The organism is Paenibacillus vini (genome assembly GCF_018403325.1).
GTDB classification, from domain to species: domain Bacteria; phylum Bacillota; class Bacilli; order Paenibacillales; family Paenibacillaceae; genus Fontibacillus; species Fontibacillus vini.
The window spans coordinates 1-18774 of sequence record NZ_BOSL01000007.1 but is presented as its reverse complement, the minus strand read 5'-3'; the positions used below and the strand labels follow the sequence as shown (position 1 = coordinate 18774).

23 protein-coding genes are annotated in these 18774 nt (G+C 50.4%); 3 read left to right on the top strand and 20 right to left on the bottom strand.

The window, feature by feature from the left end; translation table 11 throughout:
* Positions 1 to 25: 25 nt before the first annotated feature.
* The 6 genes from bshA to KJS57_RS12105 are packed head-to-tail and all read right to left on the bottom strand — an operon-like array spanning position 26 to position 4130.
* Entirely contained in the window at positions 26 to 1186 is a 1161-nt protein-coding gene (gene bshA / locus KJS57_RS12130; RefSeq protein ID WP_213654996.1) for an N-acetyl-alpha-D-glucosaminyl L-malate synthase BshA, read from the bottom strand.
* Positions 1187 to 1225: 39 nt separating this feature from the next.
* Positions 1226 to 1939: a bacillithiol biosynthesis deacetylase BshB1 gene (gene bshB1, locus KJS57_RS12125; RefSeq protein ID WP_213654995.1), complete on the bottom strand. Its 714-nt coding sequence runs from the start codon at positions 1937 to 1939 to the stop codon at positions 1226 to 1228.
* Positions 1936 to 2358: a methylglyoxal synthase gene (gene mgsA, locus KJS57_RS12120; RefSeq protein WP_211020847.1), complete on the bottom strand. Its 423-nt coding sequence runs from the start codon at positions 2356 to 2358 to the stop codon at positions 1936 to 1938. The genes bshB1 and mgsA overlap by 4 nt, the downstream gene beginning before the upstream one ends.
* Positions 2359 to 2375: 17 nt before the next feature.
* Positions 2376 to 3179: a 4-hydroxy-tetrahydrodipicolinate reductase gene (gene dapB / locus KJS57_RS12115; protein WP_211020848.1), complete on the bottom strand. Its 804-nt coding sequence runs from the start codon at positions 3177 to 3179 to the stop codon at positions 2376 to 2378.
* Between the two features lie 31 nt (positions 3180 to 3210).
* Positions 3211 to 3744 (bottom strand): tetratricopeptide repeat protein, encoded by a 534-nt coding sequence (locus tag KJS57_RS12110; protein ID WP_213654994.1) that lies wholly within the window; start codon positions 3742 to 3744, stop codon positions 3211 to 3213.
* A 53-nt stretch (positions 3745 to 3797) separates the two neighbouring features.
* Positions 3798 to 4130, bottom strand: coding sequence for a nucleotide pyrophosphohydrolase (locus KJS57_RS12105; RefSeq protein ID WP_211020850.1), 333 nt, complete (start codon positions 4128 to 4130; stop codon positions 3798 to 3800).
* Between the two features lie 152 nt (positions 4131 to 4282).
* Here KJS57_RS12105 and KJS57_RS12100 point away from each other — a divergent pair, with 152 nt between their 5' ends.
* A complete protein-coding gene (locus tag KJS57_RS12100; RefSeq protein ID WP_213654993.1) occupies positions 4283 to 5146 on the top strand; it encodes a YitT family protein in 864 nt (287 codons plus the stop codon).
* 107 nt (positions 5147 to 5253) lie between these two features.
* On the opposite strand, the gene KJS57_RS12095 is transcribed toward KJS57_RS12100, so the two are convergent.
* From KJS57_RS12095 to KJS57_RS12070, 6 genes are all read right to left on the bottom strand, one after another.
* Positions 5254 to 6156 carry a sporulation protein YpjB gene (locus KJS57_RS12095; RefSeq protein ID WP_244861507.1) on the bottom strand — a complete coding sequence of 301 codons (903 nt, stop codon included), beginning with the start codon at positions 6154 to 6156 and terminating at the stop codon, positions 5254 to 5256.
* Positions 6157 to 6228: 72 nt separating this feature from the next.
* The gene (locus KJS57_RS12090; protein ID WP_213654992.1) at positions 6229 to 6873 is read right to left on the bottom strand and encodes a DUF1405 domain-containing protein; all 645 of its coding nucleotides are present in this window, start codon (positions 6871 to 6873) and stop codon (positions 6229 to 6231) included.
* Between the two features lie 78 nt (positions 6874 to 6951).
* Positions 6952 to 7830 (bottom strand): menaquinol-cytochrome c reductase cytochrome b/c subunit, encoded by an 879-nt coding sequence (locus KJS57_RS12085; protein ID WP_211020853.1) that lies wholly within the window; start codon positions 7828 to 7830, stop codon positions 6952 to 6954.
* A 65-nt stretch (positions 7831 to 7895) separates the two neighbouring features.
* Complete coding sequence (gene qcrB, locus KJS57_RS12080) at positions 7896 to 8567, bottom strand: menaquinol-cytochrome c reductase cytochrome b subunit (RefSeq protein ID WP_211020854.1); 672 nt, start codon at positions 8565 to 8567, stop codon at positions 7896 to 7898.
* 16 nt (positions 8568 to 8583) lie between these two features.
* Positions 8584 to 9126 (bottom strand): QcrA and Rieske domain-containing protein, encoded by a 543-nt coding sequence (locus tag KJS57_RS12075; protein ID WP_211020855.1) that lies wholly within the window; start codon positions 9124 to 9126, stop codon positions 8584 to 8586.
* A gap of 178 nt (positions 9127 to 9304) precedes the next feature.
* Complete coding sequence (locus tag KJS57_RS12070; protein WP_213654991.1) at positions 9305 to 9733, bottom strand: DUF2487 family protein; 429 nt, start codon at positions 9731 to 9733, stop codon at positions 9305 to 9307.
* 71 nt (positions 9734 to 9804) lie between these two features.
* On the opposite strand from KJS57_RS12070, the gene KJS57_RS12065 reads away from it, so the two are divergent.
* Entirely contained in the window at positions 9805 to 11076 is a 1272-nt protein-coding gene (locus KJS57_RS12065) for an MFS transporter (RefSeq protein ID WP_211020857.1), read from the top strand.
* A 64-nt stretch (positions 11077 to 11140) separates the two neighbouring features.
* Here KJS57_RS12065 and KJS57_RS12060 read toward each other — a convergent pair whose 3' ends face one another.
* From KJS57_RS12060 to KJS57_RS12035, 6 genes are all read right to left on the bottom strand, one after another.
* A complete protein-coding gene (locus tag KJS57_RS12060; protein ID WP_211020858.1) occupies positions 11141 to 11323 on the bottom strand; it encodes an IDEAL domain-containing protein in 183 nt (60 codons plus the stop codon).
* 22 nt (positions 11324 to 11345) lie between these two features.
* Entirely contained in the window at positions 11346 to 11852 is a 507-nt protein-coding gene (locus KJS57_RS12055; protein WP_211020859.1) for a gamma carbonic anhydrase family protein, read from the bottom strand.
* A gap of 95 nt (positions 11853 to 11947) precedes the next feature.
* On the bottom strand, positions 11948 to 13036 hold the full coding sequence (locus tag KJS57_RS12050) for a hypothetical protein (protein WP_211020860.1): 1089 nt from the start codon (positions 13034 to 13036) through the stop codon (positions 11948 to 11950).
* 106 nt (positions 13037 to 13142) lie between these two features.
* Complete coding sequence (locus KJS57_RS12045; protein ID WP_211020861.1) at positions 13143 to 13742, bottom strand: histidine phosphatase family protein; 600 nt, start codon at positions 13740 to 13742, stop codon at positions 13143 to 13145.
* Positions 13743 to 13864: 122 nt separating this feature from the next.
* Complete coding sequence (locus KJS57_RS12040; RefSeq protein WP_211020862.1) at positions 13865 to 14467, bottom strand: anti-sigma factor; 603 nt, start codon at positions 14465 to 14467, stop codon at positions 13865 to 13867.
* On the bottom strand, positions 14464 to 15057 hold the full coding sequence (locus KJS57_RS12035) for an RNA polymerase sigma factor (RefSeq protein ID WP_211020863.1): 594 nt from the start codon (positions 15055 to 15057) through the stop codon (positions 14464 to 14466). Before KJS57_RS12035 ends, KJS57_RS12040 begins: the two co-directional genes overlap by 4 nt.
* Positions 15058 to 15309: 252 nt before the next feature.
* On the opposite strand from KJS57_RS12035, the gene KJS57_RS12030 reads away from it, so the two are divergent.
* Entirely contained in the window at positions 15310 to 16512 is a 1203-nt protein-coding gene (locus KJS57_RS12030; RefSeq protein WP_213654990.1) for a GNAT family N-acetyltransferase, read from the top strand.
* Positions 16513 to 16545: 33 nt separating this feature from the next.
* Here KJS57_RS12030 and KJS57_RS12025 read toward each other — a convergent pair whose 3' ends face one another.
* Together KJS57_RS12025 and KJS57_RS12020 are read right to left on the bottom strand one after the other, a co-directional pair.
* A complete protein-coding gene (locus KJS57_RS12025) occupies positions 16546 to 17424 on the bottom strand; it encodes an ROK family protein (protein WP_213654989.1) in 879 nt (292 codons plus the stop codon).
* Between the two features lie 67 nt (positions 17425 to 17491).
* Complete coding sequence (locus KJS57_RS12020; protein ID WP_213654988.1) at positions 17492 to 18277, bottom strand: SDR family NAD(P)-dependent oxidoreductase; 786 nt, start codon at positions 18275 to 18277, stop codon at positions 17492 to 17494.
* Positions 18278 to 18774: the final 497 nt, after the last annotated feature.

The window sequence follows — 18774 nt, the reverse complement described above, 5'->3', positions numbered from 1 at the left end:
GATCCATAAACCTCCAACTTGCCGTTTAACCGCAGGCCGGCTTAATTTGCGGCAGCTTACGGTCCAACACGCGGTAATAAATCGATTCATAGGCGGCTGTAATAATATCGCTGCTGAACTCGGACTTCGCCCGCTTCAAACACGCTTCACGGACCCGTGCTGCCAGCTCCGGCTGACTTAACAAGGAAATGCAGTAGTCGGCCATTTGGCGAACATCTCCGATCGGCGCCAAAAATCCGGTCTCCCCGTGAGCCACAAGCTCCGGAATTCCGCCTGCTATCGATCCGACGGTCGGCACGCCGCAGGCCATAGCTTCCAAGGCCACGAGACCAAAGCTTTCCTTTTCCGAAGGTAGCAGAAGCACATCGGCCATCGAGATCACTTGGGCGATGTCGTCCTGCTTGCCAAGGAAATGGACTTTGTCGCTGAGTCCCATCTCTTTGATTTTCCACTGTACCTTAGGTAAATCCGGTCCTTCTCCGACAAACAGCAACCGGGATGGAATTTGTTGATTGACCAAATTAAAGACGTCAACGACGTCGCTTACGCGCTTCACCGGTCTGAAGTTGGAAATATGCATCAGCACTTTCTCTTCCGGATCGGCAAAATCGCGGCGGCATTCGCAGGTACTCCGCGGATAGTATTCTCTTCCGTCCACAAAGTTGTAAGTCAAATCGATATCCCGCGTAATATCCAGTACTTCACGAGTTTCCCGCATCAAATCCAGGGAGACCGAGGTTACGGCATCACTTTCGTTAATCGCAAGACGAATCAAATCCTTAAGAGACTCGTCCTGAGCCAGAACCGTGATATCCGTCCCGTGCAGCGTCGTGACAACCTTCAGTTTGTCCCCGACCATCTGCTTCGCCAGAAAAGCACATACCGCATGAGGAACGGCATAATGGACATGCAGCACATCCAGCTCCTGCTCTTTCGCCACCTGCGCCATTTTGGTCGCCAGGGACAAATCGTAAGGAGGATACCGGAACACGTAATAATCGCTGACCTCGACCTCATGATATTTAATATTTTTGTGAAAGCTGCCGAGCCGGAAAGGAACGCTGTGGGAAATAAAATGGACCTCATGTCCCTTTTCCGCCAGCTGTTTACCCAGTTCGGTCGCTACTACCCCCGAGCCGCCAAGCGACGGATAGCAGGTAATTCCTATTTTCAAAAATGGGTCCATATGGTGGGGGCCTCCTTATTAGTTCTGATCCTGTATAGTTTATGAGCGGCCGGACCCGAATAGATTAACCAGATACGGTGTTTTAACAGCAAAACCTTCCGCATACGGAATCAGCTTGCGCTGTCCTAGCAGGGAGTCTCTGGCTTGAACCCGCTCCACGTAACCTTGATTCAGCGGAGTAAGAGCCACATCCTCTCCTGCGGAAGCCTGTCCGAATTGCGAACGGTAGCAGCCGAGTGCCTCTATCTTGCTGGGGTAACAATCCGTTACATCCACCAGTAAATCCGGGGTTTTCCAGTCGTTGATGAAATAATAATACAGCTCCGGAGCCGGTACCGCCGGCTTGTCCGGCATATAGCGGCGGAGCTTGGCGTTGAACGCGGCTTCTTCCACGAGTTTGCTGCAAGCCACATGATCGGGATGACGATCCTCCCAATATGGGGCAAAAATTACCGAAGGTTCATACATGCGGATTACTTCGGTCACCTTCGCGATTTGTTCGGGTGTTCCCGACAATCCACGGTCCGGCAATCCCAGGTTTATGCGGAGCGAAGCTCCGAGCACCTCGGCCGCCGCCAACGCTTCCTGCTTACGAAGCTCCACGGTACCGTTGGATGACATCTCCGCCTGGGTCAAATCGCATAAGCCCACCTTATATCCTGCGGCTACCTGCTTGGCGATCGTACCTGCCATTCCGATCTCCGCATCGTCGGCATGAGCGCCGAAAATAAGAATATCCAGGTTCTCGCTCATTGTCCCAGCCCCGGCTTATTATTCTCGACCAGCTCCCGCCATGCGAAATCCCCGCGATCGAGCGCTCTTACGAGAATCTCCGCCGTCGCCAGGTTCGTTGCTACCGGGATACCATGAACATCGCAAAGACGCAGTAATGCCGTAATATCCGGCTCATGCGGCTGCGCCATCAACGGATCACGGAAGAAAATCACGAGATCCATTTCGTTCTGCGCGATCAAAGATCCGATTTGCTGATCGCCGCCGAGCGGACCGGACAGAAATCGATGAATTTTCAACTCCGTCGCTTCCATGATCCGCAGACCCGTTGTCCCGGTAGAGTACAGCTTCTTATCCTTAAAGACATGCTCGTACGCAATTACAAAATTAACGATATCTTCTTTTTTACGGTCATGGGCAATAAAAGCAATATTCAACATGTTTAACTCTCCCTCTGTCAATCCACAAAATGGTCGAATCCGTAGATCATGCCTTGATATTCCAGCACCTTTTTAACCGCCAGATTCACGCCGGGCATATAACCCGCGCGATCATAGGAATCATGCCGGATCTTCAGCGTCTGTCCGAAGCCGCCGAAGATCACCTCCTGCTGCGCGAATACGCCGGGCAGGCGGACGCTGTGAATACGGAATCCGTTGTAGTAACCGCCCCGCGAGCCTTCGATCGTTTCTTCTTCCTTCGGATTTCCTTGACGAAGCTCCTCACGGTTCATTGCGATCAACTCCGCGGTTTTGACCGCGGTACCGGAAGGGGCATCCAGCTTCTGATCCCCATGATACTCGATGATCTCCAGATGAGGGAAGTATTTCGCGGCCTGAGCTGCAAACTTCATCATAAGAATGGCGCCGATCGAGAAGTTCGGAGCTATCAATCCGCCGATGCCTTTATCTTTGCACTGCTTGTCCAGAAGCTCGATTTGCTCCGGAGTAAATCCGGTCGTTCCGACCACCGGAGCTACCCCGTGCTTGACCGCTAATGCAGTGTTGTCATAAGCGGACGCCGGGGTAGTAAAATCGACCAATACCTGAGGTTTACTCTCAACTAAAGCAAGCTCCAGATCCGTAGTCATCCGGACGCCGCATGCCGGAAGCCCGACGATAGAGGCTGCGTCAACTCCTTCATCACTTTGGCCGATAGCAGCGACCAATAGAAGTTCCGGATCTTCCAGAACCATCTTTATTACTTCTTTACCCATTCTGCCTGCCGCTCCTGCAACAGCTACTCTAATCTGTTCACCCACCCGAGATCCCCCGCATTCTCTAGAAATTATTTTACTCCATATATTCCCTGATTCTTTGTTCCAATTCTTGCAGTTGTTTGGCAATCCCGTCATCCTGCGGCAAAGAGGCCGCTTCTTGGGCGGCGTTTAAAGCCGATTCGTATTGCTCTAATTCCGTATACGCGATCGCCAGCCAGATTTGGGCGTCCACGGACAACGGATCCAACTCCACCGCCCGTTCCAGCAGTCTTAATGCAGGCTCTGCGGCTCCCGCTTTATTCACCGAGCTTCCTCCGGATTCTCCCTCCAGCAATCTCTTGGCCATAAGGGTCAGTTCCTTGGACTGCAAACGGTCAAAGTGCAGCATATATTCCTCCTGCAAAGGAGCCAAAGCCGCCGCCAATCGGGCATGGACCAGCGCTTTCTCCAAGCGGTTGCTTCTGGCGCAGGTTATCGAACATCTATAGTGGATATCCCCATTGTCCGGCTCGAGGGCAAGCGCCTGCTCAAACCATTGGATCGCCTGTTCAAAGTCGTTCTCGTAGATGCTCCGGTAAGCTTTTTTCAAGTATTCCTCTGACTTCATCTGCCGTCCCCCTGTCGATGGGCTGATATTACTACAGCATATGAAGATTGGTCCTAATCGGTGTTCTTTTTGGTCCAACGTGTAGCATCGCGGGTATTAAATTTATGCATCACTTTATCGTGTGCAGACGTTAAATCAATACCGAGCGAATTGGCGAAACACATCGTGATGAACAAGATATCGCCTAATTCCAGCTCGATCGAATTATCGGCTTCGTCCGCCTTTTTCGGCTTCTCACCATAAGTATGGTTCACTTCGCGGGCCAATTCGCCGACTTCTTCGCTCATCCGGGCCAGCATCGCGAGCGGACTGAAATAACCTTCTTTAAATTGGGATATGTATTGGTCCACTTCACGCTGCAGCTCGGCGAGAGACTTCTCTTTCAAGGGCCATCCCTCCGTTTAAGGTCTGATATCATAACTATGTTATCGTAAAGAAGATTTGAAAACAAATCATTTTTTAATCGTACCGTAAAAAGGTATACTAAGGTGTACTGCTTAAAAATCATCATACAAACGATAGGTGAGGGATTAATTGAATGAACACTGGTAAACTCTCAGGTTACATGAAGACGATACTTCCAATTCTTTTGGGGACGGCCGTCTATGCCTTCGGGCTTCTTTATTTCATTATACCCAATCAATTGATGGAGGGCGGCGTAACGGGCATAACCATCCTGCTCAAATACGCTTTCGGGATTTCCCCCTCGCTTTCCAACCTGGTTATTAACATCCCGCTGTTCTTTCTGGGTTGGAAAATCCTCGGCGGCCGCCAAATTATATATACGGGAATCGGAATCGGGTCGCTTTCGTTCTTTCTATGGATTTTCGAAAAAATGATTGATTCCGGATGGATCGAGACGTTTGAAACGGATTATATCCTGGCATCTTTGTATGCCGGGGTCACTCTCGGAGCAGGGCTCGGCATTGTTTTCCGCTTTGGCGGGACAACCGGGGGATCGGACATTATTGCCCGGATTTTGGGGCGGAAATACGGATTCAGCATGGGACAGGTCATCCTGACGATCGATATCATCATTATCGGATTGTCTCTATTCTATGTAGCCAAAGAAAATATACTGTACACTCTCGTCGCCGTATTTATCGCCTCCAAAGTCATCGACTTCATTCAGGAGGGGGCTTACGCAGCCAAAGCACTTACGATCATCAGCGACCATGCTCCGCAAATCGCGGACATTGTTACACGGGACATGGACCGCGGGGTTACGCTGATTCCGGCGATCGGCGCTTATTCTAAGCAAGCCAAGCACATGGCTTACTGCGTCGTATCCCGGCAGGAGATCAGACGCCTCACTGCGATCGCCAAATCGGTCGATCCGCGGGCGTTTATCATCATCAGCGATGTGCATGACGTGCACGGCGAAGGCTTCAAGGAGGATTAGAATATCCTACAAGGGTTCCGTTCATGGTTATATGAAATCATGTCAGGAACAAAGAAAAGACGCCTTAAACGGCGTCTTTTTTATAATAAAGCACTTTGAAACTTTCTTTAAAACCGGTAGCTGTCCGCCCTGTCTTTTTTTGCATGAACCGACATTACGGTCTGGTCGGCTCGGTATTTCCGGAGTCCGGTATAAGCCAGCGCCAGCACAATCCACCCGCCGATCAGCACGCTCCAGTACCAGGGGCTTCCGAATCCGGTAATCGGCAAAAATACGGGTTCCCCCGTTTTTCGTCCAAACAGCTCCTTGAGCAGTCTTTCGCCTTGGCTCACCGCCTTGCCTGCGGATGGCTCATCCCAAGCTTTATCATTGCTGAGCCGCTCGACATAGGACATCCAGGAATCGAAGCGGTTGATTTCGGAAGCGTCCTTGCGAATCACCGCAGCGGGCCGGATCATAGCATAATGCGACTGCAAAGCCAGAAAAGCCTCACGAAACAAAGCGGGACTCCCCTTGGTTCTGCCTCTGTGCATCTTCTCCATATCATCAGCCATCACTTTGTAGTATTGAAGCCAAAGCGCATTATCCTGATGTGCCAGGCTGTTTACCGCCAATCTGAGCCTTGCGGACGATGAAGCCCATTCTTCGGGAGAGACCTCTGCCCTAGCTAGCGTCTCACGGACATCTATGATGCTCTCCGCCAGGGCATGTATTCCCTCAACCGAGGTCAGCCCTTTAAAAGAGAGTCCCTCCAGAGAGTCGGTCAAACGCTCCATTTGCTGATGAGCCCCTTGCGTATTCCCCTCTTGCATATCCCGATACAGTTCTTCGGCCGCTTGCTCGAATAGGGCCAGCTTCTCCTTATCCCCCTGTACCAAGCCTTTGGTAGTTTCCTTTGGCGAATCAGAGGCGGCTGCGACCGATCCGGCGCCATATGGCAGCAATCCGCCGAGCATAAATGAAATACCCAGTAACGAATACAATATAATTTTCCTAATTGCATTATTCACGGACAATCCCCTCCCTACCACCATGGTATGGCGGGCTGTCCAACCTTAGAACTTGGGTCCAATTAAGATGATCTATTGAACTCGGCTGATCCTATTTCTTTTAGCGCCTCTGAGGGCCAGCCAGCCGGCTCCCACACTGGCCATGGTCAGGCAAATGGTAAAGACCATGACAGCCGGAACGTCATCCCACAGCGGCTGCGGCAGCCAGGGATATACTTCAAACATATAGTCTACCGCATCGTTAAGCAGCGTCCAGGCACCCGCGCACAGCAGCATGCTTGTCCCAAATTTGAACAATCGGACATACAATAGGGCTTCGACGGCCATAGCCAAATGGGAAGCGACCAGCATCCAGTCCTGCCAGACCAACTCCCCGCCTTGAGCATATCCGCCAAAAATCATACTGACTGCCCATACTCCATATTTCACGCTGGTCACTACAGCCAATCCTTCAATAAGAGTGCGGAGGAAATGATATTTTCCCAGTTGGGCCGGAAACAGTAGGAACAACAGGGCCAATGTAAAGAAAAGACTTGCCGTCGGACTGTCCGGAACGAAAACAAGCTGCCATTTCGGATGATTTACCCAGGTGTCCCGCAATTGGCTTTCATACCATATGTATCCGTAGATCGTACCAAGTAGATTACAAATAAACAAAGGCCACAACAGCAGCCGCGAAGATAAGAATGAACGGCTCCAGAAGAGTGATAATTTCAAACCTCTACCCCTTTTCCCTATGTAAAATCTAAAAAAAACCTGACCGCCAAAACGATCAGGTTTTCGTTTACTACTATTTTACTGTTCCGTTTTTTGTTTCGCAAGCCACTCGGCCAAATGGTCGATGTCCTGGTCGGTCAGACCGTTGCTGATCGCCGTGTCGTACATCGGCGGCATCTTGCCGTTGTAGCCTTCCTTAATTATGGCAAGGATAGCATCCTTATCATGCTTGTCGCCAACTCCGCGAAGCGAAGGACCGCCCGCGCCTTTTAGATCGGCTGCGTGACAAGAAATACACGTTGCAGTCTTATAGGCTTCCATCGCCGGATCGTCCTTATCCACGATCGCGACTTCTTCCTGCTTCGTTCCGCTTGAGGTCGGCAAACCTTTCTCCCGGTTCTCCCTCGCTTTTTCTTCACGCTGGATATGTTCCGGCTCTGTTCCCGAAGCTTCAAGTTCATGCTTGTAATGCGTCCATGCAAAGTTCGTCAAGTACACCAGGGAAATCAGCGACAGAAACATGAGTGCCGATGCGATCGGACGTTTGTAAAAGCGCCGTTCTTTGCCGCGGTCCAGGAACGGAGCCAGCAGCAGTCCCCCGAAAGCGACGGTAGGAATACCAAGGGTACCCAATACGACAAAATCACCGGAAGCATAAGGGTATTTCAGATATTGATACAGGAACAGGAAGTACCAGTCCGGCATCGGAATAACCGAAGCGCTGGGATTGGCCGGAAAACCGAGCGGTGCCGGTTCCGAAATCGTCAGTACGAGAAACCCGACAAGAACGACAACCCCAACCATCCATTCTTTGAGCAGAAAGTTTGGAATGAAGGCCTCCGATTTACCCGGATAGGCCGTATAGTCGGGAGGAGTAATGAACCCTTTTCCTCTGCGGACCCGTGAATCGCCGACAAATACGACTTTTTCCTGTTTCGATTTGTCTCCATGAGCCATGTAAATGCCTCCCTTCTCAATTTGTTGAAATGATCACAGTTTACCTTCTAGCGCTCTATTACATCTTACAGAGGACCGGAAATCCCCTGTCTGCGGATCATAATAAAGTGTCCAACCAGAAGGATCAACAGCACGGCAGGAAGGAAGAACACATGGATGGCGAAGAAACGGGTAAGTGTTTCGGCGCCGACAATTGTACCGCCCTGCAGCAGTTCCTTAAGTATCGGTCCCAATACGGGAATCGAATTCGCAATTTCCAGTGTAACCTTGGTCGCAAAGTAAGCCTTATTGTCCCAAGGAAGCAAGTATCCCGTCAAACCGAGTCCGATCATAACGAAAAAGATGAGCATGCCCACTACCCAGTTCATTTCGCGCGGCGCTTTGTAAGAGCCGGTGAAGAACACGCGCAGCGTATGCAGGAACATCATCACGATGACCAAGCTCGCTCCCCAGTGGTGCATCCCGCGGACGATTTGTCCGAACGCGACCTGGGTCTGCAGATACTCGACACTGTTGTAAGCATTAATGATATCGGGAACATAGTACATCGTCAGGAACATCCCCGAAAGAATCTGGATTACCGTAATAAAAAACGTCAAGCCGCCAAAGCAATATACGAACGCCGAGAAATGATGCGCCGGATTGACATGTTCCGGTACTTCATGATCGGCAACATCTCTCCAGATCGGCGTGATATCAAGACGTTCGTCAATCCAGTTGTACACATTTTTAAACATCTGAATCTACGCCTCCTTATTTCACAATGGTATTCGGGATAATCTCGCCCAAATAGACCCAGTCGTCCTTCAGCATTACCTTGTACTCGTCGAGCGGTTTCGACGCAACGGCAAGCTGTTTGCCTTCCTTCGTATAATGCGCTCCATGGCACGGACAGTGGTATTCGTCCGGGAAATTCTTGTCGTTGTTCCAGCCGATTGTGCAGCCCAAATGCTTACAGATCGGTGAAAGCGCATAAATTTTCCCGCTCTCGTCCTTCCGGATCCAGGCCGTGAGATTCGCCGTACTTAAGTACCATCCGTCCTGCTGTTTCAGTTCGAATGTAAATTCCTGCGGTTCGCTCGTAATTTTGCTGATTTCGACCACTTTTACAAAAGCGCCTTCGCCTTTCTTCTGCAGAATAGGGTCCACGGCAAAACGAACCATCGGAAGCGTCACACCGGCTGCCATAAAAGCGGTAGCGCCTCCCAGAGTATATGTAAGAAACTGCCGACGGGACATTTCCTTACGTACGGGCGGTTTATGCGATGATTCATGCTCTTCGTGCTGATTGCTCATACTGTCTTCAACCCCCTTTGCCAGCCAATTCTTTCTCCATTTCAATGACATTAATCACACTTATGTGTAAGACATATTAATAATATATTAGCCTTCTAAGAGCGTCAAGAATTTGACACATCTTTTCCACCTTCCGGGAGCTAACCCTTCTGAAAATGTCGATAATTTGTCACAATCATTACTTGCGGCCAGTTTGCCACATTTGTTGAATTTGACCTTTGACCTCCAGAGTCGCCGCACGGTTGTCATTAGGTGAATAACGGCCCGGAGTAATGATCAGATCGGCGTCCGGCAGCACATCCGATGCAAATTCCACATTTTCAGAGATCACGATAGCGAAAGCAAAACCGGAACTCTTGACTTTACGGCAAACCGAATTGATCTGTTCGGCAATCTCTTCCCGTCCGTATTGAAAAGAAGGATATGTGACAACTCTCCCCTGGAAAGGGAGCTCCACCCAATCCATGATATCTCTTAGCCTTTCCAAAGCCCCCGTCACTTCATACGGTTTTTCTTCTCCGGTAAGGCCGGTAACAGGAATCAAGCATGTATCCAGGTATGGGCTCAGTTCTTCCCATGTCTCGGGTTCCACTTCGCTGAATTTCATAAAAAAATCCCCCTCCTATTATCTTTACTTTATAATATATAGAAAAAAGCGCTTATGGAGGAGTCCCTTTTATGGAAATTGAAACACAAAGCCAGCCCCGGGCAACCGGAAGGATAAAATTTATAGACCAGTTTGCCGCGCCTTTCCGGCAATCCCGACCATTCCCCTTCCTTTGGCTTGGGCAGCTGATTTCTTTCCTGGGCAGCTCCGTTACGATGATTATTCTTCCGGTAGTCGTTTATACCATTACCGGATCGACGACCATTATGGGCTTTATTATGGCCACGTACATGCTCCCCAACATTTTGATGCTCCCCGTGTCCGGATGGATCGTGGACCGTTATAACCGGACCGGCATCATGCTCTTCACCGATGCGGCGCGCTTCGTCTTGATGATGGCTATCGCCATTCTTTTGTTTACCGACAGCTTGTCCATCGGCATTCTGTTTGTGCTCGTTGCCTTATACGGGATGATGGACGGCCTTTTTCAGCCGGCATATGCCGCTGTGCGGGCCAGTGTGTTTACACCCGATATTCGCAATTCCGCCAATGCATTGACCCAGATCAGCAACCAGGCCGTCCGGCTGATCGGCCCTTCCCTTGGCGGACTGCTGGTGACCTTTCTGTCCGCGGGCTGGGGAATCGGGCTCGACGCTTTGACCTACGCCGCTTCTTTCGGATGTCTCTTATTCCTGCGCAGGCTGATTCCAGCCCATAAAAAGGAGATCAAGCAGAGCTCCGATATTAAGGGAGATTTTGCGGAAGGCATAAACGTCCTCAAAAGCAATCCATGGCTTTGGGTTACGATTCTGGCATTTTCCTTCATTAATATTTGTTACGGCGGATTGGTGATCGTCCTCATTCCGTGGTTATTTAAAGTCCACCTTGAAATGACCCCTTACATATATGGCATCGCCGTAACTTGTTCGGGTGCCGGTGCGATCCTCGCCGGGCTACTGTTCGGTACGCGCAGCCAATGGCGCCGTCGTGGCCTCTTAGCCTACGGCGGAGCCTTCCTAAGCGGTTTGGCCCTGTTTCTGATGGCCTTTACCACGTCGGCGATCGGTCTTTGCGCCCTCTTTGCTCTGGAGGGATTCGGCATTATGATGTTCGGACTGATCTGGGAGACGAGCCTCCAGGAACTCGTACCGGAGCAGGCCTTCGGCCGCGTAGCCAGCCTCGATATGCTGGGATCGTTCGCCCTGCTCCCGCTAGGCTATATCGCCATCGGGTGGTTGGCCGATCATATCGGCGGAACGGAGACCATGACTCTTTTCTCCGGGATGGGTATCCTGACTGTTCTGTTGGTCCTGTCGCTGCCATCCATTCGCAGATTCGATTAAACCTTAAAAAAATAGCTGCCGAGACTTTCCCGGCAGCCCAAGAAATGCCTTCGGGCATTTCTTTTTATTTTTCCAATGTCTTCAGTTCATCCGTAAGAAGCCGGAAGGCCAGCTCATCGCCTTTTGCCAGAGCGTTGTCGATCTCGCTGTAAATTTGCTCCGACCGATGTTTGCGTAACGCCTCGTCCCATACCATCTCCGCCGCCAAACTGAGCATTGCTTCATAAGTAACCTTCATCTGATCCATAGGATGCACCTCCAACCCATTGTTAAGAGATCCTATATTCTTTTCCTTTCACCACATAGCTCTCCGCCGTTAATTTCATTCGCAGCAGATCCTCCTCGGTCAGCTCGCGAACGACTCTGGCCGGTGAACCCAAGGAAAGAGTATAGGGTGGAATAATCTTGTTTTCCGTAACTAGAGAACCTGCTCCTACTAAAGCATATTCACCGATCTCGGCGCCGTTTAAGACGATCGCCCCCATACCGATTAATGTGCCTTGGCCTATCGTGCAGCCATGGATGATTGCCCCGTGGCCTACCGAGACATCATCCATAACGATCAACGGTTGATTGGTATTAACATGACCGATTGCCCCGTCTTGAATATTGCTGCGCTTCCCGATGGAAATACCGGCCAAGTCGCCTCGGAGCACGGCATTGTACCAAATCGTAGATTCTGCGCCTATTTTGACGTCGCCAATTATCTTAGCTCCGTCCGCTACAAATACCGAATTATCGAGCAAAGGCTTTTTCCCTTGATATCCCAGCAACATGCCGACCACTCTCCCCTGGTTATGAACTGCTACCTTAATTGGGAGTGATTTTAACAATACCCACGACAGTTGTCAACGGCGTTAAGGTAAACGTGTTAGCCTTTGAGCAGCTTATGTACTGCGGACTTTCCGAATGGAGTCGTCTGCACGTACCTTACCCCCTGGCCGTCTTCTCCGAGCCTTACCATCCCCAAATGAAGCATCATTCTCAAAATGCGTTCCTCGAAAATGGATTCCGGCGAATCATAGAAGAAAGGCTTGATCAGGGACGACATCCTGTCATACAGCGAGGATGCGGTTACCCACTCTCTGGAGCAGCGTTCAATCCAATATGCCAAAGAGAGCAAGTTAGGGATAGGCCCTTTATAAAGTCTTAACCAAAAGTAGACGAACTGCATCATCGGCTCGCGTCTTTCCTCCGCCAAAAATGTCTCTCCCGCCGTCGTCAGGATTAAACGGTCCGTATTTTCCCGGATCCATCCGCAATGACTGGCGTAGTCGTACAATAAGGAAAGCCGGTTCGGGTAATCCTTAAAACGGCGGCCGTATCCGAAACGCCATCCTTTACCGACAAGTGCTTCTGAAATATGGAGCTTTTCCAGAATCTGCAGTTGATTCCGGCGATACATCACCCCTTCGTTGTTAAGAGGAATCTCATGCTCCTGCACATAGCGCAAAAACAGGATCAAATCTTCGGAGAGCAGTTCGGGCTCTTCCCGGTACATCGCCGGCTCTCCGTTTGCGGTCATGAGTTCGGATCTGAACCGGTTCTCCAGGGCTTCACGGAAACGCCGCTTCAAATCTTCGGGTACCTCGAACAAATAACGTGTGTTGTGGGTCATCCCCTGGAATAACCATCCCCGCTGCCTGAATCTGGCGATGACATCTCTCGGGCTTTCCCGTTCTCTGGCATCTTCCGTAAAACGTGACTGCTGGGCACAGGCGATCAATTCTTCCAAACTGAATTGGCGGCGTCCGTCAAAGATCAACCCATTCAGGAACCGCAAATCTTCCAAACTCATTCCCTCTACATGGTGTTCTATAAATTCCCTTCGCCCGATCGTCTGTAGAATGGATTGAATCAATTCGTGCTTGGAATTCCCGTTGCATTCGCATTGGTAATGGTTTGCTATTCTGCTGAGCTGTCCGATGTCGGCAAATGTAAGCATATCCGCCAGATTCATATCCTAACCGCCTCGCCGTTTTACTACCATTATGGGAATTTTTTCGGCATTTATTCGGCAGCATAAAAAAAAGCAACCCGGACGATTGCCGGATTGCTTGAATATTTTACTTCGATTCTTCTATGATCTCTTCCAAATGACGGGTGCAGTTATATAATCGCAGCGCCCATTCCATCTCTGATTTCTCCAGGACGGTAAGCGATAGATTGCCAATCCGCTGGGTACACTGATCTTGATATAATGCCGTAAACAACTGGGCAAGTAGTCCTCCATGGGTCACGACCAATACATTACTGTCCCCGTATTTCCCTTCCAGATCCTGAAGGAAAGCAAGCGCCCGGGCCCGGATTCCTTCTTCTTTTTCCTGTCCGAGCTCAAGCAGGTTCCAATCCTTACCCCACTTCGCCTCTCTCTCCAGAGCCGTCAAGCCTTCAACCTGACCAAAAGCTCTTTCTTTAATCCGTGAATCGGGTTCAAGGAGAGGGATGTCCAGTTTATCGGCAATAATTTTTCCTGTCTCTTCCGCGCGCATCAAACCGCTCGTAATGACATAATTCCAATGATACTCCTTTTCATCAAGCAGACGTGAAGCCAAAAGCCGTGCTTGTCTGCGGCCTTCTTCATTTAGCGGAATGTCGCTTTGGCCTTGAATTCTTCCGGCCGCATTCCAATCGGTCAACCCATGACGTACCAATCCCACCAACATGATTTCCCCTCCTAATCCTGATGAAGAATTCTCGTGAAGTTCATTATAACATGTAATAAAACAAAAAACGCTTCTCACCGCGGCGTTGCGGAGGAAGCGTTCACTGCTAGTTACGGAAGCCATTATCTTCTCGAACGGCGAATCCCATTCCAGGAAACGAAAGCCAAGGCCATCCCTGCCGCCGATAAAAGCATCCAGTATTGCGGATATGCAGGCCCCAATTGAACGACGAACGGCTCCACGATTCCACGCGATACACTCGGTAACGCAAACAAGAAATCATTCGAAATCTCGGTATCGGCAGCAGCCACCGCGGCGGGTACGATTCCGGTCGTCGGCTTGCTGGCTTCATTACTGCCCTTTAGAGAACCCCCAATAGCGAACAACAGCGTACTGCAAAGGAAAACGGCCAGGAAAACACCCGCCCATATCGAGACACGCCGGCGCAGACGTTTGGAATGACCCTTGTCCCGAATATCCGGGGCAAGCCACGGGGATTCCGCATAAATGCGATCCATTACTTTGCGATTCACGGCTTCGGCCTGCTCTTCGCTGATTTCAATCGGCAAAGCTTGAACAGCTTCCAGGCTTTCCATCCAGATGTGATATTCAGCCGCGCAGGATTCGCAGCCCAAAAGATGCCATTCCAGCATTTTGCGCTGTGGATGACGATCCGGAAGATCCGGCATCAATCCGAACAGTTCTTGGGCCTCTCTACAATTCATCTGCTTTTCATCCCCTCGTAATGCTCGTAAATCGGTTCATAAAAGTAGGGTTCAAGCTGACTTTTAACGCTACTCCGCGCACGGAACAACAGAGATTTCACTGCGCTGACGCTTTGTCCTAAAATGCTGGCGATTTCCTGATAATCCAACTGGTCGTATTCGCGTAAAATAAGAGCCGACCTTTGTTTTTCAGGCAGATTGTTAATCGCTTCCCGTACTTTGCCAACCTTTTCGCTCCGCAAAACGGCTTGCTCAGGAATGGCCTCGCCGGGTGCTACCGGCACGAAACCGCTCTCTTCCAACGGTACATTGGCACTGCGCTGCTTACGCAGCTCACTGAGTACGGTATTTCTTGCGATGGTGTACAGCCAGGTGGAGAAAGAAGCGTCTACTTCGCGAAATGAATCCAAACTGCGGAATGCTTTATAGAACGTTTCCGAGCATATATCTTCTGCGAGCAACTCCAGATGAGCGCTCTTCAACATGTGATATACAAAGGCCAATATCTTGCGCTGGTACCTTCGCATCAGCTCCGAGTACAGCTCCGTATTGCCTTCCTTGATCTCACGAATCATTTGGGAATCCGTCATCTGAGTGCGATCCTCCTCGCCCATCCATGCGCTTCTTCCCGTTCGATTCTTCTTTCATTATTACCGAACAGGATTCAAAAAGTTGCGGTTGATATGTAACAAAATTTAATTATTAGTTTAAAAAGGTTAAAATATGACTATAACAGCAGGTTTCCAACAATCAATCCATATTATAGCATGAAACTAGGGATTAAAAAAATAAAAGGGCTCTCTTTTTTAAAATTAAGGAAAAAAAACTAAAGGGAATGATGAATGATGGAAATCAGAATAGTCAGGGAAAATGAACTAAACGAGGCTGCGGCTTTAGCGAATAAAGTATTCCGCAGCGGGATGCAAGGGGATATGGGGGCTTTCTTCCCCACCCTGTTTCGGACGGGGATAAGCCATTCGTACGGAGCTTTTGACCCGGCTGGAAACCTGGTATCCTTTATGGGCTTGGTTCCGGTTCAAATTAAGTCGGGGACGGGCCGGATCCTTGCATTCTCGGTGGGGGCCGTTTGCACGGACCCCCAATCCCGAGGCTTGGGACTTGCCAGTGAACTGCTGAATCAATGCCGGGAGCACGCTGAGCGCTCAGGCGCTTCGCTGCTGTTCATTTCGGGAGAGCGCTCGCTTTATACCCGAGCAGGCAGCTTGGCCTTCGGTAGAGCCAGCAAGTTTGTGATCAAATCAAATTCAGACAAGCCGCTCGAGGTTGCGGGAGAAACAGGATCAGGATCAGCAACAGCGACCGTCCGCGACATGATACCGGAAGATATATTTAATGTACATAATCTGCTACAGCAGCGGCCTGCAACGATTGAATGGAGTCTCCAGGAATTACAGCAATTTATAGGCTCAGCCCCGTACGCAGGTGTTAGCGGACTCCGGCAGCACATCCGGGTCGTAGAGTCCCTGACCGGTCAGATCATAGCTATGGGGGTATTTGCGGTTCCGATGGATCCGGAAGTTCCGGAGGTTGAAATTCCTGTTACCGGGGCACCTCCGACAGCCGATGCGGACGTCCTTCGCAACGGCCATCTGCTGGAGTGGGCCGGTAACCCGGAGGCCATGCCATTGCTGATCTCCGATGCGGTTTCCCGTTTCCGGTTGGATGAGCTTACGGCCATTTTACCCTGGCATGATGCAGTTTTGTCGGAAGTGCTTCAACAAGCATTTCAGGTTCGTCCCGACAATCAGAACAACGCTGGAACCGTGATGATCGTCGATGCAGCCGCTTTGATCACCCAGGCTGGATTCTCGGAAGACGGCCAGCCGGACAAGCCGGTCATTTCCGTCCTGACGGACAGCCAATTCGAACTCCGTATAGGGGATCACACTATCCCGATCAACGGGAACTCCGAGTTATGCTCGGTGCTGTTCGACCCGGAAAGTCCGGTTCTTAAGCCAACAGGTCTGAGCGAAAATCCAACTACCGTTCAGCTCCCTTATATGTATGGACTATATTTTATATAGTCCAGGTGTCACATTTCAGTGATGACCTGCCGATTAGGTGCGCTTCAATGCCTGGAGTCCCAGAACAAGCGCACCTTTCAGGCCGGCGTCATTTCCCAGCCCCGGCGGAACAATGTACCGGTCAATGTCGGCGCCCAGCTCAGCAGCGCTGACATAACCTTGCAGGTTCTTTTGCACCTCCGAGCGAATCAGCGGGAAAAGGTGACTCTGTCCCATCACTCCTCCTCCCAAAATCACCTTTTTAGGAGATAAGGTTAGAATGGTGGTCGTAACGGCCTGGCCAATATAATAGGCTTCAAGCGACCACGCAGGGTGTGAATCCGGAAGCTCACTGCCTGGTATTCCCCATCTCAGCTCCAGCGTTGGTCCTGCGGCCATACCTTCCAGACAATCACCGTGATAAGGGCAGCCGCCTTGAAACGTATCCTCGGGATGACGTTTTACCGGAATATGTCCGCCTTCCGGGTGTACCAATCCGTGAATTCCTCGGCCTTCCGCCACGATGCCCAAACCGATCCCGGTTCCGATCGTGTAATATACACAGCTGTCCAAACCTTTTGCCGCGCCCCATGTCGCTTCACCCAGCGCTGCCGCGTTTACGTCCGTATCCCAGCCATAAGGCACCGGGAATTTGTCTTTCATGGTCCCCAAGAAATCGAAATTTCCCCACCCTGGCTTCGGCGTCGTCGTAATATGTCCGTAATGAGGGCTGTTAGGATCTATATTGATGGGACCAAAACTGCCGATCCCGATCGCGCTAACCGGTTTATCCGAAAAATAGCCGATGATATGCGCCAACGTTTCTTCGGGCTGAGTGGTCGGAAAGCTGACCCGGTCCAGAATCTCCCCCTGTTCGTTCCCGATACCACAAACCATTTTTGTACCGCCTGCTTCAATGGCGCCAATATTCATAACTGTTCCTCCACCCTTATAGATGTACTGTTCCGTTAAGATGCTCCGCTCGATTTACTTATATTGCTTATAATACTGTGGATTTCCCGCCATCAATATTGACCGAAGTCCCTGTAATATAAGATGCCGCTCCCGAAGACAGGAAAACGATGACATTCGCAGCCTCCTGCGCTTCACCGATCCGGCCTAACGGGATATCATGGCGCGGATCCCGGGCAAACTCTTCCCATTCCAGTTCTGGTGCGGCCGATTTCCATTTTCGTTCGATTTGATCGCTGCGAATTAAGCCGATGCACACCGCGTTGACCCGTATGCCGTCCCCTGCAAGATCCTTGCTCATCGCCTTGGTCAAAGCCAGGCCGGCCGCCCGGCTTACTGATGTAGGCATGGACGAGGCCCCAGGAGTTTTGCCTCCGATCGCTGTGACATTCACGATCGCTCCTCCATTTTCCGCCTTTCGCAAAAACGGTAAAGCCGCACGCGAGAAATGAATCGCGCCGAACAGCTTTAAATCCAGATCCGCTGTCCAGGCATCATGCTCCACCTCCGGAAATGGGCGTGCTGCCGACGTACCGGCATTGTTTATGAGAATATCCAGGCCGCCAAGCCGCTCTGCCGCCTCTTGAACAGCCCGCTCGGCTTCTTCACGGACGGACACGTCTGCGGAAATCCATATTGGGGCGTTGCCCGTCTTTTCCTGAATCAACTTCGCGGCTTCCCTCAGATTGTCTTCATTACGTGCCACAATAGCCACTTGCGCCCCCTCGGATGCCAGCGTAGTCGCCGTCGCTAGTCCGATTCCCTTGCTGCCTCCGGTAATAATCGCCTTTTTATGCTGCAGTCCCAAATCCATAGTATCAACCTCCAGCTCAAAAATTCGTCTTCCGTCTATTGTAAATCATTCTACACTGACATTCTAATTTCACAGCAATAGATTCGCCTTCTGATTAGATTTTTCCGATAGAAATGATCCGTAACGCCTCGCTCCATCGGTTTGTTTGGATTTGTTCCAATAAAAGTGACCCTATACGCTTCGATCTGGCGTTTTGATTGGATATTTCCAATGAATATGATCCTATTCGCTCCGGTCTTGCGGTTTCATTGGATATTTCCAATGAACCATCAAGCAACAGCTCCTATACAGCCCTTTTGATCTATTCATATTGGAAATTTCCAATTAAACTCCAAACATCCATACAAAACCTCTTATCTCATTGGATATACGGCTAGGCCCCTTAAATCCGGAGTCTTACCCACCAAAAATGGCTCGTTCGCATAATAGCTCACTATTTCAAACAATTACATCGCTTTATGAAATTCAGACGTATCCTCCTGCGTTTTAACCCAAAC